The following is a 23820-nucleotide window of genomic DNA, read 5'->3' as shown; positions in this document are numbered from 1 at the left end:
ACTCCACGGTCGGCTCGACCGCCGCTACCGCTCAAAGGCTGAGAATACTATGCCATCTCAGGCCGTGGCACCCCTCCCGCGAAGCGGGTTCGTGCATGGGGTGGCAAGCTGCCCGACCGCTTCTGGGCGCCCAAGCCGGGAAAGCGGCCGTTCAGCAGGCTACTGTACTTTGACCGCAATGCGCCACCTTTCCGGCCGTTCGACTGCCGCTTGCGGCGTCCCGAAAGCCGACATTGCTCACGGCGTAGCCAAGCGCAAGCCGATTACTTCGGCGTATATGTTCGAATCCCACCCGGTCCGCCACTTTGGTAAAAACCGGGAACGCCGATTCCCGCCGACTTTCCTCCTTTGGTGGCTACCGGCGTCCTCAATAGGGTGTTTTTTGCTGCCCTCGATGTAGATCGCGTCGTCCGCGATCTCGGCGTGTTGGGCGAAGGCGCGGACATGTTCCCGCCGATAGCCGCCCTTTCCAAGCCGGAGGCGAGTGCGAGCTTCGCTTGCCAGTTCCGGCACGGCCGCTTTGGCGTGAATCTAAATTCAAACAGCAAAGCGCCCGATGGATTGCACCGGGCACTTCTTTCTCAAGTCACCTCGAGATTACTTGGTAGCGAGGATTTCGAAATTGTGGACGTTTGCCACCACACCGTCGTCCCATCCACCTAAGATCAATTCTGAAGCCTTTTCATTCAGGAGTCCGGCGACTTGTCCGGCAAAGTGCGCTTCGCGGCCAGAGTTGTCGGCAAAGATGTCGAAGATGGCGAAGTTGTTCCCGTCAATCTGCAGCGCCGCCCAGAACAATGTCTTGGGTTCAGTTTCTGCGACGATGGGGCCGGCGGCGGTCAGCAAGGCTGCCAATTCGGGGCCTTTACCTGGAGCAGCTTCGAGCTTGATGTAAGTTGCGGTCGTTGCCGTGTAGAGATCAACCGGCGCCTTTACCGACAGGACATCGGAGTTGTTGATATTCGCGACAACACCGTCGTCCCATCCTCCGTCGACCAGCGCGTCGGCCTTTTGCTTCAAAGCCGCAGCAACCGCTCCTGAGAAGTGAGCGTCGCGTGCTTCTTCATCTGCGAAGATGTCAAAGATTGCGAGCATATCGTCGGCTTGCAGAGCAAACCAAAGTACAGTTCCCGTCTCTGTTTCCCGCACGATAGGTGCGGCACCTGCCAGAAACTCCGCGAAGGCTCCGGTCTGGCCTTCGGCGGCGGGCATGGCGATGTAGCTGGCAGTATGATTTTCCATTGCGTTGTCCTGTGCAGTTGCAGAAGTTGTGAACAGAGCCAGTGCGGCGAATGTCTGAAGGATTTGCGCTTTCATGGTCGTCTCCTGATTTGAAGTGCATCGTGTTTGGTTTCGATGCACTCTTGTCCCATGCTGGGTGCGCCGGGCTCCAATTCCGAAATTCTATTCTTTGATAGACGTGGACTATCGAACTTGTTTTGATGGCCTGAAATGAGATGTGACGGAGAATGTGGCGATGGAAATGAACCAGATCAGGTATTTTCTCGCCGTCTGCGAGCACCGAAACTTCACCCACGCAGCCAGTGCCTCCAATGTCTCCCAACCTTCCTTGACGACTGCGATCAAGAAACTTGAAGACGAGCTTGGAGGTGACCTGTTTGTCAGGGACCGTGCGGGATGCAGGCCTACGTCCCTCGGTAAACTCATGCAGCCAAGGTTGCAGAAGGTTCACGATGAGACGCGACAGGCTAAGGCAGAGGCGGTCCGTCATATGCGCTTGGAGCGGGTTCCAATCTCTGTCGGCGTCGGCGAAACGATTGGCCACAACAGGATTTCGGCAGCTATGGAGCGTACTCGTACGCGATTGCCGCAAGCCGAAATCGAATTGATCGTTGCGTCAACCTCCGAGCTTCTTGCCGGGTTACGAGATGGTGAATTTGACGTTGTAGTCACCGCAGAGAAGGTCAGTGAAGACCTCTATCGTATAGACCATCTCTATGAAGAGGACTACAAGGTCGTGGTGTCAAAGTCGCATCCGTTGGCTGAACTAAATGCGATCTCTCTTTCGGCTCTTGCTAAAACTGACATGCTTGACCGCCTAAATTGCGAAATGCGGGATGTTTTGCATGGGACCTGCGCGGATCATGGTCACGAACTCTACGCGGCCTATCGGTCAAATCGCGTGGATTGGTTAGTTGAACTTGCTCGGCAAGGGTCAGGTGCGGTGATCCTGCCAGCCACCGCTATTCCTTCGGACATGGGCCTGGTGTCGAAACCCATCGATGGCCTTGAAATATCAAGAACTGTTTTGGCCCTTCGATATCGGCACCAAACGACGAGACCAGAGACAAATGATCTGATCCGTGAGATGGCGCGCACGCTGGCGTAGTGAGGTCGGTAATCGACATTCGCCCATCGTGCAGCATTCGTCACTTTGGGCTCAGACCAGACTTTCGCGGCATCACGCTCGAACGTCCGTTCTACTTTTCTTCGAGATCTCGCCCGCAATCCGCCACTTAGCGCTGGAGAAATTGCGCCAGATTGCGGTGAAGGTCACAGCGAACCACACCCATTGTGTGCGGTGATAGTCGTCGGTGACGAGGCCGTACTCTTCAAGAAGCCACCGCGCCGCGTGAGGCGACCTTCGGCGCGGGTAACAGTGGGTGGGTTCTTTTCAATCTTGAAGAGCCGCTTGATTTCCCTGATGACCTCTTCAGCAGACGGCCCCGACTTTGCCGTCGGGTGGAAGTGAATGAACGGCAGGTTTCGGGCGCCGAACGCGGCGCTCCGAACGGCGACAATGAGGTCGGAAGCAGAGATTCAAGGGCATTCACACCCGGCTGAAACAGCCGCGGAACGGCGGCGCTTACGCGCCGCCGTCGAACTTCATGACGGGGATGCCGAGCTTGCGGGCCTTATCCGCAAGGTTCTCCTGAATTCCGGTGCCGGGGAAGACGAGGACGCCGACCGGCAGCACGTCCAGCATCGCGTCATTGCGCTTGAACGGCGCGGCTTTGCCGTGCTTCGTCCAGTCGGGCCGGAAGGCGACCTGCGGTACCTTGTGGTGATCGGCCCAGCGGGAGGCGATCAGTTCCGCGCCTTTCGGGGTGCCGCCGTGGAGCAAAACCATGTCCGCGTGCTTGGCATGGACCTGATCGAGTTTCGCCCAGATCAGCCGGTGATCGTTGAAGTCGGCGCCGCCGGTCACGGCCACCTTGGGACCGGCGGGCAGTATCACCTCGGTCTCGGCCCGGCGTTTCGCGGCCAGGAAGTCGCGGCTGTCGATCATCGCCGCGGTCAGGTTGCGATGGTTGACCATCGAGCCGGTGCGCGGCCGCCAGGCGCTGCCGGTGTGGTGCTCGAAAGCCTCGGCGGCGAGATCGCGGAAGAGTTCCATGCTGCCGCGCCGCTCGATCAGGGTCGGTCCCTCTGCCGTGAGACGTTCGAGTTCGACCGACTTGACCTCGCTGCCATCCTGTTCCCGCTGCGTCCGGCGCTGCGCCTGCTCGTTGTCGTCGAGATCGCGCTCGACCCGGCTGGTGGCGCGGTGGAAGAGATTGACGGTTCCCCAGAGCAGTTCTTCGAGATCGGGTTCGAGGCGAGTGTCACTGAGCGTCGCGACCAGGGCGTCGAAGATGTCGGTGACGGCGGCGGCGACGGTGTTGCCCTCGGGCAGCGGCCGGGGATCGGGTTCGTCCTGGAACGGGCGCCAGCCATAGAGCTGGAGTTCGGTGAGAGCGTGATCGGTCTGGGAAGAGCTGTGGACCGGCTCGGTCCCTGCGTATTCGGTTTCGTTTTCCATCGGGAGCGTCCTTCGTCTGGAGACCGCGCCCATCGCGGCCTTCGCAGGCGTCGAAGCGCACGAGCGAGACGGGCTGGCAGCCCTCGCCCCTCCGCGAGGGCCTTGATGGCCAAGCCCGGCTATTTTGTTTCGCGCTGCAAAGCGCCCGGAGGGCGCGGCGGAAAATAGCCGGGCGCCGCCATTGCCTGCCCGGCCCGTTCGTGCGCCGATCGCCCTCTCAGAAGGCCGTGGGTGCGGGACTCTCCGACAAGGGACGCGCCTGCCGATGACGGGAGAGCGAAACCGGCAGGGATGAAGCAGAGCAACGCCTCCGGGGCCGATCACGCTGTCACTCCATGAAACGGCGGACGTCTTCGGGATGAAGCTGATCCTTCAGGGCCGCGCGGAGGCCATCGGCGCCATGGCGTCGCAGATCATCGTTGAAATCCCCCTCGACCGGCGTGAGCGATATCGCCTCGATCCCGAAGCTCGCTGCTCTGGCGACAAGGTTGCTCCTTGCACCGTCCCCGGCCGGGTCGCGATCCCTGATGATATAGAGCCGGCGTAGCGTTGCCGGGAACAGGATGGCTGCGAGGTGGGCGGCCGAAAGCGCCGCCAGCATCGGCATGCGGGGCAGAACCTGGCGGGGGGAAAGCACGGTCTCGATGCCTTCGCCGGCGGCGAGAACCTCAGCGGCGGTGCCGAAGCGGACAGCGTGGCCGAGAAGGTCGCCCATCGCCCGCCGCGGGGTCTCGACAGCCGCCTTGCCGGAACCGTCCGGGGCGAGCCAGGTGCGATGCGCGCCGGTCTGGTGGCCGGAGAGGTCGGTGACGGCAGCGACGAGGGCCGGCCTGATCTCGGTGGGCGAATGCTCGTCGGGCCTGTAGTAGCACCGGGGATGGTAGCGCAGCGCGATGGTGCCCGAGAGGCGCGTGATCACCCGCCCGCGCAGGTAGATCTCCGCAAGGGTGCCGTGGATCGGCTGCGCCATGGCAAAGAGGCGGCGCGACGCTTCAGGCGAACCGGATGCTGCGCTGGAGGTGCTGCCGGGCGGCGTCCTCGTCTTTTCCGGCTCGGGATACGGGAGCGAGAGGAAGCGACGCGCTTCCTCGGCCAGGTCCCTGAAGTCGACAAGGCCGAGCGATTGCCGGATGATGTCGAGAAGATCGCCATGCTCCCCCGTGGCCATATCGGTCCATTTCCCCGCCGCGCCCTTACCGGATTCCGGCCCGGTCAGGCGGACGAACATCGACCGGCCGGGGGTGTTCTGCACATCGCCGACCAGCCAGTATCGTCCGGCGCGCCGGCCGGCCGACAGGTAGTGGCGGCAAACCGCCTCGGCCTCTCGGCCAAGGCGGATCGCCAGTTCGGAGGCGTCGTGACGCGGCATCAGGCTGCCTCCCGCTCGCCGATGCGCTCGACCGGCCAGCGGTCGAGAACCTTGGCCAGCACGATGGGGCCATTGGCATCGACCGGCACGAACATGCGCAGCTTCCAGGAGATGATCTCGTGGAACAGGCCATAGGCCGTGAGGCGCCGGCGCATCGTGTCGGTAAAGCCCGAGAGTTCGATGCGGTTCGCGCTCATGACCCGGACCCGGCGAAGCTGGAGGCCTTCGGCGAGATCGAGGATCGTGCGGCCTTCCATCAGTGCCGCGAAGGCTTCCTCCGGCGTGATCGAGGTGATGCCGGTCTCGGTCGCATTGGCCGCCCAGGCCGGCGAGACCTTGCGGCCGATGATGCGCTCGCCCGCATCAGTCTGGAGGCGATAGACGCGGGTGGAGTCGTTCGGCAGCCGCTTCCAGATCGGCAGCAGAAGGCCCGTCACCATATGCAATGTACTGTCGGCAAACTCCGGCACCTCGGCGAGTTCCGCCTCCCAAGCCGCAGCAAAGGCATCCCGGTCGGCCTCGACCCAATGGGTCTCGCCCATCATCCTGACCGGCACGTTGTGCGCCTCCATCGGCCGGATCAGCCGGACCCGGCGCTCGATCTCGCCATCGTCCAGCATGACGCTGGTGGCGGGGATCTGCACCGCCGCGCGGCCTGAGCGCTCGTTGATCAGGAGCTTCGCACGCGGATCATCGAGTTCGGCCAGCGCCGTGTCGAGCGTCACCGGCTGGTTGCGCTTGCGCTCGGTGATGCTCAGCAGGCTGGTCTCGGCTCCGGTGCGCGGATGGGTGTAGATCACCTGTCGGTCGGTGACGACGAAGCTTTCGGCGCGCAGCGTCTCCAAGCCGGCATCATAGGTGCCTGACGCGATGGCACCCTCGATGCGGGCGGTCAGAAGCTGCTCGAAGGCGGAAAAGAGCACGCCCTGAAGCTCGATGGTCAGCGCCAGCAGCCGGTTCAGGAAGGTGGTGATCGGCGGTAGATCATCCTTGATGCCGTTCGAATCCATCAGCTTCAGCCCGGTCGCCGCTTCGAATCGCTCCAGCGAGCAGCCATCGACCTTGCCGCGCACCAGCAGAAGATAGAGTTGGCGCAAGGCATCGCGCGCATAATGGCTCTCCAGATTGTCCTCGGGCCGGAACAGGCCCTGACCGCCGGTCTGGCGCTGGCCGCGCGTGATCGCGCCGAGCGTGTCGAGGCGGCGGGCGATGGTCGAGAGGAAGCGCTTCTCGGCCTTCACATTGGTCGAGATCGGCCGGAACAGCGGCGGTTGCGCCTGGTTGGTGCGGTGCGTGCGGCCCAGGCCCTGGATGGCGGCATCGGCCTTCCAGCCCGCCTCGAGCAGGTAGTGGACGCGCAGCCGCGTGTTCCTGGCCGAAAGCTCGGCGTGATAGGACCGGCCGGTGCCGCCGGCGTCGGAAAACACCAACACGCGCTTGGCATCGTCCATGAAGGCTTGCGTCTCGGCCAGATTGGCCGAACCGGCGCGGTTCTCCACCACGAGGCGGTCGATGGTGACACCATTGCCGCGCTTGCGGACAATGCGGCGCGAGCGGCCCGTCACCTCGGCCACCGTGTCACTGCCGAAATGCTGGACGATCTGGTCGAGCGCGCCGGGGACCGGCGGCAGGCTCGCGAGGCTGGCGATCATCTCGTCGCGCCGCGCCACGGCTTCGCGGCTCTCCACTGGCTGACCGTCGCGATAGACAGGGCGCGAGGACAGGTTGCCCTCCGAATCCGTGAACGGCTCGTAGAGCTGGACCGGGAAGGAATGGGCGAGGTAGTCCAGGACGTATTCGCGCGGCGACAGGTCCATCTTCAGGTCGCCCCATTCCTCGGTGGGGATCTCCGCCAGCCGCCGCTCCATCAGTGCCTCGCCGGTCGAGACGATCTGGATGACGGAGGAATGACCTGCCTCCAGATCGGCGGTGATCGACCGGATCAGCGTCGGGGTTTTCATGCTGGTGAGCAAATGTCCGAAGAACCTTTGCTTCGCGGATTCGAAAGCCGAGCGGGCAGCGGATTTGGCCTGCCGGTTCAGCGTGCCGGAGCCACCATCGCCGCCGGTGATGTTGGCGGCCTGCATCGCCGCATCGAGATTGTTGTGGATGATGGCGAAGGCATCGGCATAGCTGTCGTAGATGCGGACCTGTTCCGGGGTCAGCTCATGATCGAGCAATTCGTATTCGACGCCTTTGAAGGACAGCGAGCGGGCGGTGTAGAGGCCGAGCGCCCGCAGGTCGCGCGCCAGCACCTCCATCGCCGCGACGCCGCCGGCCTCGATCGCTTCAACGAACTCGGCCCTGGTCGAGAACGGGAAATCCTCGCCGCTCCAGAGGCCGAGGCGCTGCGCATAGGCGAGGTTATGGACAGTGGTGGCGCCGGTGGCCGAAACGTAAACGACGCGGGCATCGGGAAGCGCGTGCTGAAGGCGCAGCCCGGCACGACCCTGCTGGCTGGCGGCGACATCGCCGCGTTCTCCCTTGCCGCCGGCGGCATTGGCCATGGCATGCGCCTCGTCGAAAATGATGACCCCATCGAAGTCTGAACCCAACCATTCGACGATCTGCCTGACCCTGGAAACCCTTTCTCCGCGGTCGTCGGAGCGCAGCGTGGCATAGGTTAGAAATAGGATGCCTTCGTTGAGCGTGATGGGCTTGCCCTGTGGGAAGCGCGACAGCGGCGTGACCAGCAGGCGCTCCATACCGAGGGCCGACCAGTCGCGCTGTGCGTCTTCCAGCAGCTTGTCGGACTTCGAGATCCAGACCGCCTTGCGGCGGCCCTGCATCCAGTTGTCGAGGATAATGGCGGCGGATTCCCGACCTTTGCCGACGCCGGTGCCATCGCCGATCATGAAGCCCTGGCGGAAACGGATGGCGTCCTTCGCGTCCTCCGGCACGGCGGCGAGATTGTCGAGCGTGTCATCGATCGTCCAGGCCCCGGCGAGAAATCCGCCATGGGCCTCGCCGGCATAGATCACGGTTTCCAGTTGCGCCTCGGACAGCTTGCCGAGAATATCCTTCGGCAGTGTCGGCCGATAGCTGGGCTTGGGCGGCGCGATGCTCGCCATCGAGGCCGACTGCACGAGCTGGGTCGGGTGCGCCTGCGCCCCGGCGATACGGATCGTCTGGAGGCCGTAGTCCTCATAGATTGCATCCGACAGGCGGTCAGCGTCGGCCGGTGCCCAATCGACGGCCTCATAGGCGAGCGGTACGCCCTCCGGCTCAGCCAGAGGCGCTGCGGATACCGTGCGGGCCGCGCGGTTGACATAGCCGCGCACGGTGCGCGGTGCGGCAGGCCGTGGGACCCGAACGGCGACGCCGGGATCGACCGGCAACCGGGCGGGAAGCTGGTCCGCCAGCCAGCCCATCAGCGTCGCCACGTCCGACGCAACACCGGGTGCCGACGGAAACACCGCCGGGTCTGCGGCGGGCAGCTTGTCGATGACGGTCAGCCGGGTGTCTATGGTCGTGCCGTGTTTGGCGTAGACCGAGCCCTCGATGGCGGCAGAGAACACCACGCGGCCGCGTTCCTGCAGCCGGGCCCAGGAGGCGGTCCAGGCCGGATTGTCGGGTGCGAAGCTCGCCCCGGTGATGGTGACGAGCCGGCCGCCGGGCGCAAGGCGCGCCAGCGCCGAGGCGACATGGCGGAAGGCGGCATCGGCCATGCGGCCCTCGACATTGGCCACGGCGGAGAACGGCGGGTTCATCAACACCACGGTCGGAATCAGGCCGAGATCGAGGTGATCATCGATCTGGGCGGCGTCGAACCGGCTGACGGCGAGGGCCGGAAAGAGGGAAGACAGGAGACTGGCGCGGGCCTCGGCGAGTTCGTTGAGCATAAGCGTGCCGCCCGCGATCTCGGCCAGGATGGCGAGGAGCCCGGTGCCGGCCGAGGGTTCCAGCACCCGGTCGGCTTGGGTGATCGCCGCCGCCGTCACCGCCGCGAAGCCGAGCGGGATCGGCGTGGAGAACTGCTGGAAGGTCTGGGCTTCCTCCGACCGGCGCGTATGCGTCGGCATCAGGCCGGCGATCTTGCCGAGCTGCGGCAGGATGGCCGCCGGATTTCCGGCCTTACGGAAAAGCGGCTTTCCGTATTTGTGCAGGAAGAGGACGATTGCCGCCTCGCAGGCGTCATAGGCCGTCTTCCAGGTCCATGCGCCGGTGGCATCGGACGCTCCGAAGGCAGATTCCATGGCGCCGCGAAGCGTGGCGGCGTCGATGCGCCGGCCGCGCTCGAGATGCGGCAGCAGCAGCCCGGCAGCGACGAAGACGCCGGATACAGTCTCGGCGTCATGATTGAACGGAAGCGGCGCGGTGGCGGATGCCGCCGCGGATGCGGAAATCATGTTCATCGGGGATTCCTCGGGAGAGTGGGACAGGATCGAACCGCGCAGCACTCTCTCTCGACCGCACCGGCTCAAATCCCTTCCGGCCCCACTCTCCCTCTGAAACCGTGGCGATAGCTGGCATGAAACAAGCGCTCGGCCGTCAGGCGGGGCGCTTGTCGAAATCAGCCGAACCGGCGGCCAGAGCCGGTGAAGGTGTAGCCGTTGGCGATGATGCTCTCGTCGACCACCTCGTCCGAGGTCAGGTAATCGTAGTCGCGTTCAAGCTGGCGATAGAGCCAGCGGGCGAGATCGCGCAGCGCCTCGGTGACGATCTCCTCGGCATCGGCAGTCATGTCCTGCCAGGTCGGGCTGTCGCGGGTGACGGAAATCGCCATGCAATACTCGTGATGGTAATGGCCACGATGCGTTGCCTCGGCGCGAAGCTGGTAGAAATTCCGCCGCTGCACGGCCTGGATGGCGTCGGCGATGCCATGCAGTGTGGTATCCTGCGGTGCATAGGCCCGGATCGCGACCGAGGCGTTCTTCCGGTAGGAATAGTAGCCCTCGAAGCAGGCGCCATCGCCCTGCGACCAGAAGCCAGTTAAGAAGATGCGCGGTTCCTGCCGCGAGCCGCCGCCATACAGGCGCACGGCGCGGGTCTTGAAGCGGATACCGAGGATTTCCGCGATCCGCTGGAAATCCTCATAGACCGCATCATACCAGTCGTAGTCGAAGCCTCCCTCGCGATACCAGGCGCGGGCCTTGTCCTTTGCCTCGCCGGAAAGCTCGTCGAGGCGATAGACCGTGGTTTCGATGACTTCAGGCATCGGGATCACCTCCATCCAGCACTTCGGGGAGCCAGCCACCGGTATAAGTCCAGGCGATGGTCTCTCCGGTGGCGAGATCGAGCACATGCGCGCCGCCGCCGAAGGCGTTGACCCGCGCTTGCGAGCAGGTGGTGGCATATTGGAATCCCCACAATCCGGTCAGACCGAATGCGGCGGCGCAGCGTTTGACGAACTGGATGACATGCTCGGGATCGCCGGTTTCGTCGTCGCGCATCCAGAGCTGGGTGCCGCCGTGCTCGGGCTGAATGGAGAGCAGGAAACCCTCGGACGGAGGGTCTTCCGCAGCGTTTTCTTCGGACAACGCATTGTAGAGGTCGAGCGCGCGGGCGGCGTTCTCGGGCGTGCCCACATCGAGCAGGCAGGAGAAATGGGTGAAATAGTTGGCCATGTCAGGCTCCTGAAACGACAAAGCCCGGCGGAAGGCCGGGCGAGGATGGGTGGAAACTGGTTGATGCGATCAGGCTGCTTGCGGCAGCCGCAGAAGTTCGGCGGCGGTCTCGCGCCAGAAAGGATCGACCAACTGCGCCTCGAGCAGGCTGGCGCGGTAGCGGTGATCGCGGGCGGATGCCGCATCGCCGCGCCCGGAGGCCGCGAAAGCCACGCCGCGCAGCCGGCTGGCTTCGGTCACGACACCTCGGCATCGGACGCGACGGGTTGCTGCCAGAGGACGATCCCGGCCCGGACCTCTCCGGCGAGAACCAGGCCCTTGTCACGGTCCTGAATGATCATGATACGCGGGCGGAAGCGCAGCGTATCGTCCGAGCCGATGCGGACGTCGCCGCGTGCGATGCACTGGCTGGCGAAGATCATGGCGTCTTCGGGGGATGGGCACTCGCCGATGACGACCGTGCGGTCGAAGCCATCGGCATCACCGAGGCCATCGTAACGGTGCCAATGCAGGAGATGCGCAGGGGCAGCCTCTGGGCGCGATGCAGCCGGGGCAGCACTTGCCGCGCGACGATTTCACCGATGGGAGCGAACGTAGTTTGGCGGGATAGGGTCATGGGGAATACTCCGCGACGGACGGCGGAAGCTTCTCTCCCACCTGCAACCGTCACGGCCAACCGGCCCGCACTCTCACTCTCCCTTCGCGATGGAGGATGGTTCCTGCCTGCGCCAGGATGTCCCGAAGGTCAGCACCAAGGTTCACGCCGTCCGGCCCAGGTTCTCGCCAGCCCTTCACCGACGAGAATATCGCCGACGTCGTGGCCTTCGACGCGGATCGCCGCCAGGGTCCGGCCATAGCGGTCTGTGCCCTGACGCAGGATTTCGATCTGCTGGCCATTCAGAAGCTCGGCCAGCCTGTTCTTCGATTGCAGCGCCAGGTCGGATTCATACGCGCACTGCCCCTCGATCTCGGGAGCGTCGATGTTGAAGATCCGGACGGCATCAGATTGCCGCGTCGTGCCCAGCCGGATGGAATCCCCGTCCCAGACGCGGATTTCGGCCGGTTCACAGGATGCCGTGCAGAGTAGAACGGAAATGACAATATGGCTGAGCATGGCGAACGGCTTTCATCTCGAAGGAAACGAAATCGGCGTGATCGCCGACGGTTCTTTCCGATGCGGGTCGAGATCGCAATGCGAACCGGCACGCAAGCGGCAATCGGCGGCGATCGACGGGAAGAAGGCCCGGCTGCGCCTGGGCACCGGGCCGTCGAGGTGAGGCCCTTTCGCGCCTCAGCTCCATGGGTCGAGCTCCAACTTCACCATCTCGTCGTCCCCGTCGAACTCGTCGGCGGGCATGGCGGTATGGGTTCCGTCCCCGGCCTGGAGCACGACGATCGGGACCATCAGCGTGGTGGCGAGGCTGGCGGCGAAGGCGGTGGCATCTGCATAGGACATGGGTTCCGGCTCCTGTTTTTGGAGGCGGGGGACAATCCCCCGCGCGACAGGCGCCCGAAGTGTCCGGCCGGATCTGCAATCATCCTCGGGCGTTCGGGCTCGTCCCGAATCCCCGAGGGCGGCACGCTTGCGTCAGCCGACCCTCCATGGGTTGATTGACGAAGAGACGGAAGGACCAAGGTTAGCGAATGGAAGCGGGGGTGGTGTTTTGCCTCTGACAGGTGCCGGAGACCCGTCGCAGATGACCCGCCGCGCCAGCCTTGCCGCCGGGCCGCTTCCCGGATCGTGTTTCAGGCCGGCGATGGAACCCATTGTTGCCCCGACAGCGACGGGATGACCATGAAGAGATGGTGAAGCTGGATCTCGACTCATCGCTGTGGGCACAGCGACATTTCACCGTCCCGATGCCGAGACGCCCCTTTCCGATGCTCAGCCCCAGAGCCCATCGGCGATTTCCCGGACGATCATGGCGCGGGCCTTCATCATCACATCGTCGCCGGCGGTGTCGATATGACCGTAGAAGCGCGTCCGCGCGCCATGCGCGGTCCAATCCGCATAGCGGCAATATTCGCGGGCATCGAGCCGGAAGGCGCGCATGTCCTCGGTCCAGTGCGGCTTCGGCTCCACGACGACGGTGACGCCGCCGCGCGATTCCTCCCATGGAAGCGACCGCTCCGCAGGCGGATTGCGGCGGTCGTCGGCGAAGATTTCGTCAACGCTCATCATGCCGCGTCTCCATTTCCGGGGTTTTCGAGGAAGCCTGAAGGATCGGCGGGGTCAGGCGGCAAATAGGCGTCATAGGGATTGCCGTCGGCGAGATGACCGAATGGCGTGAAGACGTAATCGCCGCCGTCACGACCGACAGCGCACAGAACGTAGCGCACCTCTTGGGTTTCGGCGTCGAGGCATTCCATCAGCGCCAGGTTGCCGTCACCGGCGGCGCGCAGCAGGGTGTTGAAGTTCGTTCGGACGGGATCGGGAATGGCCATGATGTTCTCCTGAAACGAAAATGGCCCGCCGTCGAAGGACAGCGGGCCAGATGGAGGGGAAATGGGAAAAGGTCACGCGGCGGCGCGACCCTCGATCGCATCGGCGCCCACCTCGTCGGCGGTGATCTCCTCGAGGCGGGCGCGGCGGTATCCCTTCTTGACAAGCCAGAGTTCGGCCGCCTCCCGGCTCTCCGCGAGGTGCAGCAGTTCGACGTTCTCTCCGACATCCTGAACGACGCGGACCTGACCGATCTTCGGGCGCTCGATCACCCGGAACCTCAGATCGCTGTCGATGCCGTAAGTGCGCATGACAGTGATGAGGATGATACCGCCTTCGCCGAAATCGCCCTCATGCAGGGTGAAGGACGGCAGGGTCGTGTAGGTAGGCCGCTCACGGCCGGGCTCCTTGCGTACAAGGCGGCCGACCCCGTTCCGGGACTTCCACGTGGCGAGCTTCTTGGTGAAGCGCGCAGGCGGCTTCGGCTGACCGTCGCTATAAGCCACGAGCGAGCCAAGCGGCGCGATGTCGAAGATGAGAGAAGCGGACATGAATCTGGTCTCCTGAAACGAAAACGGCCCGGCGAGATGCCGGGCCTTGGGGGTGGAAGGGGATTGAAAGCGGGGCGACGGAGGCCGCCCCGCTGGTGCGCGTCACTCGGCGGCGACCAAGGTCACCGCATCGTCGGCGTCCTTTTCCGGGTCCTCATCGTCACCGGCGAGGAAGTCGGGCAGCGCCACGCCATCCTCGTCCTGGTCGGCCGAGCCATCCACGGCCTGCGCGTCCATGGCGGGGCGCAGCGGTTCCGGCAGCCAGCCGGTATCGGCCAGAAGCCGTTCGGCCTCCTTCGCCATGTCGCCCTTCTTGAGATGCGCGATGAGATCGGCCGCGCGATCGCCGGCGCCTTCGCGCACCGCTTCGAGGATGCGGGTCTTGGTCACGCGGGCCAGATAGTTCTCGACCGTGGGCCTCCAGCCCGCTTCGACGAGATCGAGGCCGGTGGCCCGCGTCAGCCGTTCGGCCTCGACCATGCGGCGGTCGAGACCGTGCTGCGAGATGCCATTCCCCGAATAGGGGTTGGGCCGCTCGTAGAGCGCGTTGACCCCGAAGCTGACGCAATGGGCGAGCAACGCCAGGCGGCTGGCATCGTCGAGGCCGTCGATCCAGTCCCAGAGACGATCATCATCGCCGGAGGGAATGTCGCCCCGCCAGGCGTCCGCGCGCTCGTCGATCATCTTCGCGGCGGCACTGTCCGCGAGCCCGGTCGCATCGGCCGGGAGGTAGATGTGACGCACGACGGCATAGAGGCTCGTTCCCGAGGTGGACGTGCGCTCGAAGGTGTCGAGAACGAGCTTGTGCAGCAGGGCCGTCATGGCGACGTGCGGATTCTCGGCGAGCGCATTGCGCAGCGCCAGCGTCCGCCAGGCAGTCAGGTCCGTCACCAGCCGCTCAGGCAGCGGCTTGACGGCATCGTCCTCCTCCTCGTCGGCGTCCGGGACCGGCTCGCCGCCGACAGTGATAACGGCGCGCTGCACGGCATCGGGATCGGACGGATCCGCATCGTCTCCGGCATCCTCGCCATCGACGGTCTCGGGTTGCTCGTCCTCGGGGCGGACGTAGCCGCTGCTGACGATCAACTCGCCCTCGCGGCCGATACTGACGAATACACCGGCACGGGCGATGTCTTCCGGCGCGAGGGTGACGGGCCGGTTCTCGAACGCTTCCAGTTCGGCCTCGATTTCGCCGAGCCGCTGGTCGACCTCATCGGGCAGTTCCTCGGCCTCGGCGTATTGCGATTCGAGTTCGTCATACTCGTTGCGCAGCGCCTCGCGGGTGGCGCGCTCCTCGTCGGTCAATTCCGGGGTCACACCGACCAGCCTGCGCAGGCCGTTGGCGAAGCCATAGGGAAGCTCGACCGCCGCGTCGATCCACTTCCAGCCCTGACCGGCGATCTCGTCGGCAACGGCGCGAAGCTTCTCGTCGACCAGACGATCAAGAAGCGTGACGTCCTGCAACCAACCGCCGTTCTCATCGGAGAAGAGGTCGCGCAGCATCGGGCCGCCTGCCGCTTCATAGGCTTCGACGCCGATGAAGCGGGCGCGCTTGTCGGCGGCCGGAACCGTGGTCTCGGTCAGCATGTTGCGAATCTGCCAGGGCTCCTTCTGCCAGGAATTGCTGACGCGCTCCCAGACCTGTTGCTGGCGCTCATGGTCGGGGTTGACGGTGAAGGCTTCCAGCATCGCCAGCGTCATCTCGTTGCGCGCATAGGCATCGAGCAGGGACGGTGCGACGGTGGCGAGACGTAGGCGCTGTATGATGTAGCGTGGCGTGGTCCGCCAGGCGTCGGCGATCTCCTCCTTCGACGTGCCCATGTCGAACATCCGCTTGAACGCCTTGAACTGGTCGAGCGGATGCAGGGCGAGGCGTAGCAGGTTTTCGGCCAGCGAGTCGTCGACGGCCGAGGTCTTGGCATCGGCCTTCTTGACGATGCAGGGAACGAGGCCATCGGCCGGGAATCGGCCGGCTTCCACGAGGCGTGCGATGGACCGGTAGCGCCTGCCGCCGGCGGGCGTCTCGAAATCGCCGGTCTCGTTGCCGTCCTCATCGAGGATGGCACGGACATTGAGACCCTGGACGAGATCCTCGCGACGGTCGATGTCATGGGTGAGTTCGTCCAGTCCGGCCTCGACGTCGACCTCGCGCACGTTGTCAGCGGACAGGCGAATGCGGTTGAAGGGAATGTCACGCGCCCGCGAGAATTCGATCATCTGGAGGGCGGGCTTCTTTTTCTTGGCACGAGCCATGGTGGTTTCTCCGCGACGGACGCCGAGAGCCTCTCTCTCGACCCTAAATCCGTCACGAAAACCCCTCCCGCTCTCTCACTTTCGCTGCCGTGGCGGCAAGCGCTGTGGCCGGGCGGCTTACGCCCCGGCCGACCCTGTTGCAGCCGCTTCGAGATGATGGCGGATGCGCTCGGCAAGGCGATCGTGATCATAAGGCTTGCCGATCGGCCCCTCGTCGCAGAGCGACGTGGCAGCCTCGGTTCTCTGGACCACGCCGGAGGTCAGGATGATGCGGAGGCCCGGCCGGTGCTCGCGCACCCATGCCGCGAGGCCGAAGCCGTCCATAGCGCCCGGCATCTGGATATCGGAGAAGACCAGATCGATAATCTGGTCGGATTCAAGGGCAGCAACCGCTTCGGCTGCATTGCCCGCCTCGATGACGTGCCAACCACAGCCGCGCAGGTAGCCCGCGATGTCGATGCGAATGAGGACGTCGTCCTCGACGACGAGGATGGTCTGTGGTTGGTGTGATGCCGTAGGCAAGCGGGCGTCCCCTCGCTATTGCCCACCTCCGGTCACCTGCGCCACCGACGACTGCAATAGTCGCTCTTTGATTATGATCCGCAACCTCCGAAACAGTTAAAAGGTTCCGGGAAATCGGCGCCTAGCTATCACGATGCGCGGTCGCGGAGCATTTACGCCGTATTTTTGGCGCAGCGCCTCGATGGCGCGATCCTGCCGCTCGGCCTTGCGGTCGAGCCGCGACAGCTCGACGAAGGTGATGCCGGCAAGCGCTTCGAGAATGCGCTGGTATTCGGCCTCGTCAGCGCCGGTCCAGCGGCTCATGCGGCGATGATAGTAACGGGCCGTCGGCCGCCTGCGTATGGTCTCGGCCTCGGCATGGTCGCGCATGCGGCGCTCGATGCCGGCGATGTTGCGCCGGGTTTTGGCCAGTGCTTCTTCCATGTGCGCCAGGGCGGCGCGCAGCGCGTCGCGGGTCATCATGGCAATCTCCGGATGGCTGGACCGCCGGCCCGCTCGGCGGGCGCGGCGGCGATTGCGAAAAAGGGGCGGCCCGGCGTCAGGGCTCGTTGAGATCGTCGCCGTCGCGGAAGCGCGGCGGAATCTCATCCTCCGGGCCTTGCCAGAGGACGCGATCGCCGACCCAGATCGTTACGAAGCCGCCCCCCTTTGGCGGCGGCTTCGCTGGCGCGGGCTTGAAGTTGCGGCAACTTAAATTCCCAGCCGTCCCCGAGAAGGCGGGGATGGTGGAGTTGCCGAGCAGCACGCGGTCGCATGTTCCAGCGGGTTCGAACCTGTGCCGGCGACGGAAACGCATCACACGCCCTCTCGCCGGGCACGCGCCGTGGCATAGATGATCCGTTCGGCGCGGCGGATGCTGCCGGCTTCCCGTGCAGCCTCGGCCCAGACCGAAATCGGAAAGTCGCCGGAAAAGAGAATGTCGCGCTCGATGCCGAGTCCGAAAGGCAGGCGCACCGAGACCATCTCCTGCAGCGAGAAATAGCCAGTTCCGGCTCGCCAATATCGGCCAAGCCGTAGAGCGTGTCGCCGTCGTCATCCAGTTCGGTTGCCAGCCAGACCCCTTCGCCCAGCGGATTGAAGAACTTCACGACCGGCACATGATCGGTGTCGCGCTGGCGGCCATTGGCGAGGAGCTGCGCGCGCAGTTCGTCGGTCAGGAGGATCATGCCGCCCTCCTGTCGATCGCGGCCGCACCGGGCTCGCTGCCTTCGGCGCCATCGCCTGTGTCCGGCAGGAAGGCGAGCAGCCAGTCGGCCGCCTTGCTGGCTTGGGAGGCGGCGCGCACGATGGCGCGATTGTCCTCCCGCAGCACCTCCAGCCAGGAACCGATATAGTCAGCGTGGCGGACGGTCGGCACGATGCCGAGCGAGGCGCAGCAGAAGGCGGCGCTCATCTCGGCGATCAACTCCTCGAAGGCGTATTTCTTCGTGCCGAAGCTGCCGGAGAAATCGCGGTCCAGACGGGACGCATGACCCGTGGCGTGACCCAGCTCATGCAGGGCCGTCCGGTGCCAGTTGATCGGCTCGAAATAGGCTTGCGGAGGCGGAACCACTACATGGTCGAGAGCCGGGACGTAGTAGGCGCGACCCCCGCCGATGCGGAAGTCGATGCCGGTGGCTTTGATAAGCGCCTCGACCCGCGGCTCGATCAGGCAGGGCGGCGGGGGCGGCATGGCGACAGCAATATCCTCGGGCAGGCCCTCGCATTGCGCGGTGTTGAACACGGTGAAGCGCTTCAGGAAGGGGATTTTCCCAGGTTCCTCGCCGGTCTCAAGCGCGCGCCGCTTCTCGTCCTCGGGCGTGAAGCGGTCGGCATAGACGATGGTGGTGCCGCGCTCGCCCTTGCGGATATTGCCGCCAAGCGACTGCGCCTGGCGGAAGGTGAGCCAGCCCTGGCCGGGGAAGCCGTGCTGGACGACTGCCCCCCAGAGGATCAGGATATTGATGCCGCTATAGGCGCGGCCGGTGCTGGCGTTCTGCGGCAAGCCGAGCGGAGCTTTGGCCGTGGCCTTGCCCCAGGGCTGAGCCCAGGGGAAGCGCCCAGCTTCAAGCTCGGTGATGATCTTGCCGGTGATTTCGTCGTAAAGGTTCGTCCGGTCCGAGCCGGCGCGTGGGGTGCGGTCATATTTCGACATCGCGGTTCTCCGCGACGGGCGCCGTCGGACTCTCCTCCGGCTTTCAACCCGTCACGGCAAACCCCGTCCGCACTCTCACTCTAAAGGGGGCGTTGCGGGGTCTCCCCGCTTGATGGGGGTGCGCCGGCAACGCAGTGCCGGCCAGGGGGAAGGCTTTTCCCCGCAAAATCCGTCAGCAGCGCCGGTGTTTTCGCATTTCCTCGTCGGCAATAGCCTGCACGACCTTCATGTCCATCTGCACGACCGGGGAGAGACGTGCGACCTCGGAAGCTACCTTCGCCCAATGCCAGAACCCGGATCTGTCTGCCTGGGCGCGACTGCGGGCGGCAAGACGCTGCGCCTCATAATAGGCGTCGCGCCCATACCGCTCGATCAATGCGCACGCGTCCTGCTGCCATCGCTGGCGGATCTGCCTTCGCGCTGTAAGCCAGTCTGACAATATGCGGATCATTCCAAGCTACCATGACCGTAAAGCGAAGCAGCCAACAGCCAAGAGGCCGTCGTGGCCATGTATATAACAGTTTTCGAGCTGGTCCCGTCACTTATGACTGAATAACGGCAAGGGCTCTCTTGCATTTCGTGTGGGTGCTCCCGATATTGAACGAACGAAGAACATTTGGGGGCGCCATGCCGGTTCCACAGGCTCGATTTACCGAATTGCTCGAAGACATCGAGCCCAGTCAAACGACGAAGACCAGGGCTTCTGGCGGCCACAATGGCATCCGTGAACACCTGCGGACCCACTCGAGCTTCAAGGATAGATACGTTACCAGCTTTCTGTCGGGAAGCTATGCTCGCAGCACCTCGATCCGGCCGCGCACTACGGCTGATGGAGTTGAGCGCCCGGACGTTGACATCATCATTGTCACCAATTTCTCGACCAGCGATCATCCTGACGATGTGCTGAAGGAAGTGTGCCGTGCGCTTGAGGATGGCGGCAATGGCTACGCAGTTGAGCGGATCAACAAGCGCTCGGTGCGGGTGGAGACGTGGCAGGCCGAGATGGACATCGTTCCGGTCGTGTCGACGTGGAACGGCTACATGATCCCCGATCGTGATACCGGCACTTGGAAGTTCACGAATCCGCCGGTTCATACCAGTTGGAGTGCAGAGCAGAATCAGAAGTTCGATGGTCGGTTCAAGCCGCTCGTCAAACTATTCAAGTGGTGGCGCAGGATGAATCCGAGCGGCCGCCGCCCGAAGGGTTTTGTCCTGGAGGTTCTCGTTTCTCGGCATGCGCCAACGGCCGAAGCGCACTACGGCGAGGCGTTCGCGCAGCTCCTCACGAATATCTACAGTGAATATGCTTGGCTTGCGACAAATAATCAGAAGCCGTTCCTCGCCGACCCTGCTGACCCGTCGAACGACATCCTCGGCAAAGTATCGGTCGCACAATGGAAAGATTTCATCGAGAAGGTCCGCGTTTACGCCGACATAGCCCGTAGAGCACAAGACGCTGAGGATATGGAGGAGGCGACCCGCCAGTGGCGTCGGGTATTCGGTGATCGGTTCAAGTTCACGGCGAATATGGCCAAAGCGGCAACCTATGGAGGCTTCGCAGCAGCGACACCTGTCGCCGCAGGCTATACGTTTCCGGATGCCATGGCTGCTCCGGCGAACAAACCGCGTGGTTTCGCTTGAAGTTCTGGTGGATTGTCGATTCAGCCAAGCTGGCGGCAGAAAAATCCGCTGTCGAGGCCGTGGCCAGCGGCGAGAGTTGGTTTGAGCTGGAGCGCTGGCGCTTTCATGAAAATATGTTCTGCGCAGAGGGCATCCTGATTGCGCATGGACATCGCTACCCGATCAGGTTGATCTATCCTGATCAGTATCCCGAAGTGCCTGCATGGGTCGAGCCACAGGATGAGGTCCGGTGGAGTTCGCATCAATACGGCAAGGGGACTCTGTGTCTTGAGCTTCGTCCCGACAACTGGAATGTCGGAGCAACCGGAGCTGACGTTCTTCGTAGCGCATATAATTTGCTCGTCATTGAAAACCCTCTCGGTGGGGCTGAGGATCGTGCGCCGTCTGCCCATGATGTTGGAGATTTGCAGGCATATGACTGGGGCGAATTCCCTGTCCTGATCGGTGCCGGATGCCTGTCGCGGATTAGAAGCGGAATCTCAAGTAATATCAATGCATTGCGTTGGTTAGCTCACGATGACATGTGGCCAATCATGATCCATGATGAAGAGGATCAGAGGGCGATGCAGCGTCCACCGGATGCCAGCATGGAGAGCTGGCGTGTCGCTTTGCCGGTCTATATTTCAGAAAACTCATCGCCTCCTCCAGGAGCGTTGGACAGGGTGGGGCTGGTTCAGGCTGCGGGATTCGATCCGGTGACGGCAGCGGTCGTCGAAGCATCAACCGCCGCTGTCGTCATCTTTCCCGCTGGAGACCAGGTCGAGATCGTTCATCTCGTCACGGACGGAGGCACCTTCCGACGCCGCGTTTTCATCCTACCGGATGAAAACGGTGCACGTTCCGCGCGCGCCGAGGAAGGCAGGGCAAAGCGCGTGACAATCGTGGGAGCCGGTTCGGTTGGCTCCAAGGTTGCGGAAACGCTATTGCGCTCAGGTGTTCACCATCTCACTCTCGTCGACGGCGACGTAATGCTGCCGGGCAATCTGGAGCGTCATGCGCTCGATTGGCGAGACATAGGCTTTCGTAAGGTCCACGGACTGAAGCGACATCTTCTCCACATCGTTCCCGGTGCAGATATTCGCGTTATCGACGCCAATCTAAACTGGCAACGGTCGGCTAAGACGCATGCGTGGCAGGTGGAGACGCTGGCGGAAGGGCATGTCATCGTCGATGCGACTGGCGATCCGGCGACAGCCCTGTTTCTTGCTGCCGTCGCTGAAGCCAACAGTTTGGCTTTTGTTTCCGTGGAGGTTTTCGAAGGTGGTATCGGCGCGTTAATCGCAACCTGTGTGCCACCGCGCGATCCTCCTTTTGTGGAGGGCCGCGCAACCTTTCTTGCCTGGTGTGATGCACAGGGCATCAAGCCACCCGAAGCGGGACCGCGCCGCTACGAGATGCTGGCCACGGACGGAACTCCGATGATAGCCGATGATGCGGCGGTCACAATGACCGCGGGTCACGCTGCCCGCGCGATTCTCGATATCGTCGATGGGCGTCTGCCGCCCGCAGAAGCTGCCTGGTTGTTGCTGGGCTATCAGAGGAATTGGCTGTTCGATGGGCATGGGCATACGATTCGCCTGAACGTCGGTGAACGTGGGGAGCGTGCTCCGACAACGGAAGATCCAGAAGCGATCTCGTTCGCACTCAAGCTGTTTAAGGAGAGGGCGGGTGAAGATAGCGCTGGCGGCTGATCAAACCGAGAAGCTCGTCGCCGCGCTTGGCCGGGCGGGCATCAAGGAAACTGGAGGCCAGTTGTTCGGTGAGCAACTCGCGCCATCGAATTTTCGGGTGACGGAACTGACGGTGCAGTCTCGTCCAGGCACGTTCGCGCGATTCGTCGTCGATCTGCTGCAAGCCGCCAGGGATGCTGTTCGTTTCTTTGATAGGACGGAGCATCGATATACGCGCTACAATTATATCGGGGAGTGGCACAGCCACCCGAGCTTTGCGGTGCAACCGAGCGGACCTGACATTGCCGCCATGCGTGGCATCGTTCGCGATCCTAGGTTCGCCGGCTCATTTGCCATCCTGATGATTGTGCGGCTGGATGCGGAAACGTTGACCACCGGTGCCTGGGTGTTCGATCCCCAGGGGGCCGAGCATCAGATAACTCTGGAGATTGAAATTTGAGCGGCACTGAGAATGCACCAGCATTGACGGACGCACGGGGCAGGGGTGGGGTGATCGCCCAGGATGGCTTTGACTACCAGCTATGGGATGGGCTCGCCCGATTGCCTGCGTGGCTGGCGAACCCCGCTTTTGAACAGATCATCTTCGAAGGGCTGGAGGATCTGGAAGCTCGGTTCTTCGCACCACAGGCGCCGAGAGAATGGCTACTTGAACGATTTCAGGCGAAAGCCGGCACGCTGACACCTGCCGATGTGCGCGCAGTGTTGCAGACCTTTTCCGAGTTCGAGACAGCCTTTCCTAATGCCGCGCGCGTTCAAACTCTGGTGACGCCACGATTACCGCCGACTGTCAGTTGGCTTGCCCGAGATTCTGATCGGGTGCGAAAAGCCCGGCCCTTTTACGCACCCTTTGCCGATGTGTTGGCCGCAAGCGATGCCGAGTTGCGCAACCGGCTTACGGAGACCTACGGCGATCCTCTCGGGGCTTTCGTTGCCAGGTCGGTCGAGGTCAGCGAACGCAATCTGCCGGATCGCGACGCTGCCGTGATGATGTTCGGAATTGAACTAGATCGAACCTATCCCTCTCTTGAGTCTCCATCGCGGCGGGTAGCGGAAGCGTTTGAGGCGTTGAGTGCGCTGGCCCGGCGTTCCATCGGCGTGCCGCTCGGACGTGCCCTCCTGCGTCAGACGATTGAGGACGCTTTGGAGCGTCCACTTCCGCTTTCGCGGAGCTTCCCACTGCACGTCCGGTCTGATCGCAACGAAGCAAACGAGCGGAGTCTCGAGATTGATGCGAGCGCGTTTTCCGGGCGAGACGGGGGTTTTCCGCCCCAAATGGAATGGGCAGAACAACTACTCGCCCCGCTGGAACGCACGGCCCGTTGGTTGCGCAATCATAATTTGTCTCGGATCGCGCTCAGTGGTTCTTATCGGTTGACGACGGCCATGGTTCTGGGGACGTCATTTCGTGCCGCGGTCGGGTTTGAATTGGAGATACCGACGCGAGATGGGGTGTGGGCAACCGATGACCGCCCTTCGACTGACATGAGACAACCCTGGCGAATTTCTGACCCACTGGCTTTGCACGGTGATCAGCTCGTCGTTACAGTAGGTGTTCTGCGTGATCCCTCAGCTGATCTGGAGCAGACCGCCGGTATTCCAAGGCAGGCGGTTTTGGCGCTCCACCTCGAAGAGCCGATCCCCTCGGCGGCGAGCGCGCAGGTTGCGGCTTCCGCGATCAAGCGTGCGGTGGACGGTGCCGTTGCGCGCCTTCGGCCTCAAGGGATTCAGCTTTATTTCGCCGGGCCAGCAGCGCTTGCTGTGGCACTTGGGCATCGCTGGAACGCAATGGCGCCAACACAGCTACATGAATTTGTCGTTTCCAAGCGAAGCTATATCGCGACCGCATTGATCTGATCAGTGCGGCGCTTGTAACTCGCGTTACACAT

At 63.4% G+C, this 23820-nt stretch carries 25 protein-coding genes and 1 pseudogene; 6 read left to right on the top strand and 20 right to left on the bottom strand.

The window, feature by feature from the left end:
• Positions 1–597: 597 nt before the first annotated feature.
• Positions 598–1317 (bottom strand): putative quinol monooxygenase, encoded by a 720-nt coding sequence (locus IOD40_RS03140; RefSeq protein WP_233713801.1) that lies wholly within the window; start codon positions 1315–1317, stop codon positions 598–600.
• 160 nt (positions 1318–1477) lie between these two features.
• On the opposite strand from IOD40_RS03140, the gene IOD40_RS20160 reads away from it, so the two are divergent.
• Positions 1478–2350, top strand: a complete 873-nt coding sequence (locus IOD40_RS20160; RefSeq protein ID WP_198474163.1) for a LysR family transcriptional regulator — start codon at positions 1478–1480, stop codon at positions 2348–2350.
• 477 nt (positions 2351–2827) lie between these two features.
• Here the strand turns inward: IOD40_RS20160 and IOD40_RS03130 are convergent, their stop codons facing one another.
• From IOD40_RS03130 to IOD40_RS03100, 8 genes are all read right to left on the bottom strand, one after another.
• The gene (locus IOD40_RS03130; protein WP_198474161.1) at positions 2828–3763 is read right to left on the bottom strand and encodes a DUF2493 domain-containing protein; all 936 of its coding nucleotides are present in this window, start codon (positions 3761–3763) and stop codon (positions 2828–2830) included.
• Between the two features lie 328 nt (positions 3764–4091).
• Positions 4092–5132: a DUF7146 domain-containing protein gene (locus IOD40_RS03125; RefSeq protein WP_198474159.1), complete on the bottom strand. Its 1041-nt coding sequence runs from the start codon at positions 5130–5132 to the stop codon at positions 4092–4094.
• On the bottom strand, positions 5132–9487 hold the full coding sequence (locus tag IOD40_RS03120; RefSeq protein ID WP_198474157.1) for a strawberry notch-like NTP hydrolase domain-containing protein: 4356 nt from the start codon (positions 9485–9487) through the stop codon (positions 5132–5134). Before IOD40_RS03120 ends, IOD40_RS03125 begins: the two co-directional genes overlap by 1 nt.
• Positions 9488–9645: 158 nt before the next feature.
• Complete coding sequence (locus tag IOD40_RS03115; protein ID WP_198474155.1) at positions 9646–10290, bottom strand: antitoxin of toxin-antitoxin stability system; 645 nt, start codon at positions 10288–10290, stop codon at positions 9646–9648.
• Positions 10283–10699: a hypothetical protein gene (locus tag IOD40_RS03110; RefSeq protein WP_198474153.1), complete on the bottom strand. Its 417-nt coding sequence runs from the start codon at positions 10697–10699 to the stop codon at positions 10283–10285. The genes IOD40_RS03115 and IOD40_RS03110 overlap by 8 nt, the downstream gene beginning before the upstream one ends.
• 69 nt (positions 10700–10768) lie before the next feature.
• Positions 10769–10939, bottom strand: coding sequence for a hypothetical protein (locus IOD40_RS20390; protein WP_233713800.1), 171 nt, complete (start codon positions 10937–10939; stop codon positions 10769–10771).
• Positions 10936–11121, bottom strand: coding sequence for a hypothetical protein (locus IOD40_RS20385; protein ID WP_233713799.1), 186 nt, complete (start codon positions 11119–11121; stop codon positions 10936–10938). Before IOD40_RS20385 ends, IOD40_RS20390 begins: the two co-directional genes overlap by 4 nt.
• Positions 11122–11444: 323 nt before the next feature.
• On the bottom strand, positions 11445–11813 hold the full coding sequence (locus IOD40_RS03100) for a thermonuclease family protein (RefSeq protein ID WP_198474151.1): 369 nt from the start codon (positions 11811–11813) through the stop codon (positions 11445–11447).
• On the opposite strand from IOD40_RS03100, the gene IOD40_RS19820 reads away from it, so the two are divergent.
• Entirely contained in the window at positions 11812–11976 is a 165-nt protein-coding gene (locus IOD40_RS19820) for a hypothetical protein (RefSeq protein WP_210336769.1), read from the top strand. The genes IOD40_RS03100 and IOD40_RS19820 overlap by 2 nt on opposite strands.
• A gap of 14 nt (positions 11977–11990) precedes the next feature.
• On the opposite strand, the gene IOD40_RS03095 is transcribed toward IOD40_RS19820, so the two are convergent.
• The 11 genes and pseudogenes from IOD40_RS03095 to IOD40_RS03045 all read right to left on the bottom strand — a co-directional run bounded on the left by IOD40_RS03095 (position 11991) and on the right by IOD40_RS03045 (position 19053).
• On the bottom strand, positions 11991–12155 hold the full coding sequence (locus tag IOD40_RS03095; RefSeq protein ID WP_198474148.1) for a hypothetical protein: 165 nt from the start codon (positions 12153–12155) through the stop codon (positions 11991–11993).
• 429 nt (positions 12156–12584) lie between these two features.
• Positions 12585–12878 (bottom strand): hypothetical protein, encoded by a 294-nt coding sequence (locus tag IOD40_RS03090; RefSeq protein WP_456061947.1) that lies wholly within the window; start codon positions 12876–12878, stop codon positions 12585–12587.
• Positions 12878–13144 carry a DUF6117 family protein gene (locus IOD40_RS03085; RefSeq protein ID WP_198474144.1) on the bottom strand — a complete coding sequence of 89 codons (267 nt, stop codon included), beginning with the start codon at positions 13142–13144 and terminating at the stop codon, positions 12878–12880. The genes IOD40_RS03090 and IOD40_RS03085 overlap by 1 nt, the downstream gene beginning before the upstream one ends.
• A gap of 72 nt (positions 13145–13216) precedes the next feature.
• Entirely contained in the window at positions 13217–13693 is a 477-nt protein-coding gene (locus IOD40_RS03080) for a hypothetical protein (protein ID WP_198474142.1), read from the bottom strand.
• Between the two features lie 102 nt (positions 13694–13795).
• On the bottom strand, positions 13796–15946 hold the full coding sequence (locus tag IOD40_RS03075) for a ParB/RepB/Spo0J family partition protein (RefSeq protein ID WP_198474141.1): 2151 nt from the start codon (positions 15944–15946) through the stop codon (positions 13796–13798).
• 117 nt (positions 15947–16063) lie between these two features.
• Positions 16064–16468, bottom strand: a complete 405-nt coding sequence (locus IOD40_RS03070; protein ID WP_198474139.1) for a response regulator — start codon at positions 16466–16468, stop codon at positions 16064–16066.
• A gap of 96 nt (positions 16469–16564) precedes the next feature.
• Positions 16565–16930 carry a hypothetical protein gene (locus IOD40_RS03065; RefSeq protein WP_198474138.1) on the bottom strand — a complete coding sequence of 122 codons (366 nt, stop codon included), beginning with the start codon at positions 16928–16930 and terminating at the stop codon, positions 16565–16567.
• Between the two features lie 76 nt (positions 16931–17006).
• Positions 17007–17213 carry a hypothetical protein gene (locus tag IOD40_RS03060; protein WP_198474136.1) on the bottom strand — a complete coding sequence of 69 codons (207 nt, stop codon included), beginning with the start codon at positions 17211–17213 and terminating at the stop codon, positions 17007–17009.
• A gap of 50 nt (positions 17214–17263) precedes the next feature.
• Positions 17264–17634, bottom strand: a pseudogene (locus IOD40_RS03055) (DUF2958 domain-containing protein).
• The gene (locus IOD40_RS03050) at positions 17631–18602 is read right to left on the bottom strand and encodes an ArdC family protein (RefSeq protein ID WP_198474133.1); all 972 of its coding nucleotides are present in this window, start codon (positions 18600–18602) and stop codon (positions 17631–17633) included. The pseudogene IOD40_RS03055 and the gene IOD40_RS03050 overlap by 4 nt, the downstream one beginning before the upstream one ends.
• Before the next feature lie 172 nt (positions 18603–18774).
• Positions 18775–19053: a hypothetical protein gene (locus IOD40_RS03045; RefSeq protein WP_198474131.1), complete on the bottom strand. Its 279-nt coding sequence runs from the start codon at positions 19051–19053 to the stop codon at positions 18775–18777.
• A 176-nt stretch (positions 19054–19229) separates the two neighbouring features.
• Between IOD40_RS03045 and IOD40_RS03040 the strand changes: the two genes are divergently transcribed.
• The 4 genes from IOD40_RS03040 to IOD40_RS03025 are packed head-to-tail and all read left to right on the top strand — an operon-like array spanning position 19230 to position 23788.
• Complete coding sequence (locus IOD40_RS03040; RefSeq protein ID WP_198474129.1) at positions 19230–20243, top strand: SMODS domain-containing nucleotidyltransferase; 1014 nt, start codon at positions 19230–19232, stop codon at positions 20241–20243.
• A complete protein-coding gene (locus IOD40_RS03035; RefSeq protein ID WP_198474127.1) occupies positions 20240–21934 on the top strand; it encodes a ThiF family adenylyltransferase in 1695 nt (564 codons plus the stop codon). The genes IOD40_RS03040 and IOD40_RS03035 overlap by 4 nt, the downstream gene beginning before the upstream one ends.
• Entirely contained in the window at positions 21912–22373 is a 462-nt protein-coding gene (locus IOD40_RS03030) for a Mov34/MPN/PAD-1 family protein (protein WP_198474125.1), read from the top strand. Before IOD40_RS03035 ends, IOD40_RS03030 begins: the two co-directional genes overlap by 23 nt.
• Positions 22370–23788: an SAVED domain-containing protein gene (locus IOD40_RS03025; protein ID WP_198474123.1), complete on the top strand. Its 1419-nt coding sequence runs from the start codon at positions 22370–22372 to the stop codon at positions 23786–23788. The genes IOD40_RS03030 and IOD40_RS03025 overlap by 4 nt, the downstream gene beginning before the upstream one ends.
• Positions 23789–23820 lie beyond the last annotated feature (32 nt).

The sequence above is a fragment of the Aquamicrobium zhengzhouense genome, from assembly GCF_016124105.1.
In the GTDB taxonomy this organism is placed as follows: domain Bacteria; phylum Pseudomonadota; class Alphaproteobacteria; order Rhizobiales; family Rhizobiaceae; genus Aerobium; species Aerobium zhengzhouense.
The sequence above is the reverse complement of the archived record's forward strand: the minus strand, read 5'-3'. Positions and strand labels throughout refer to the sequence as shown.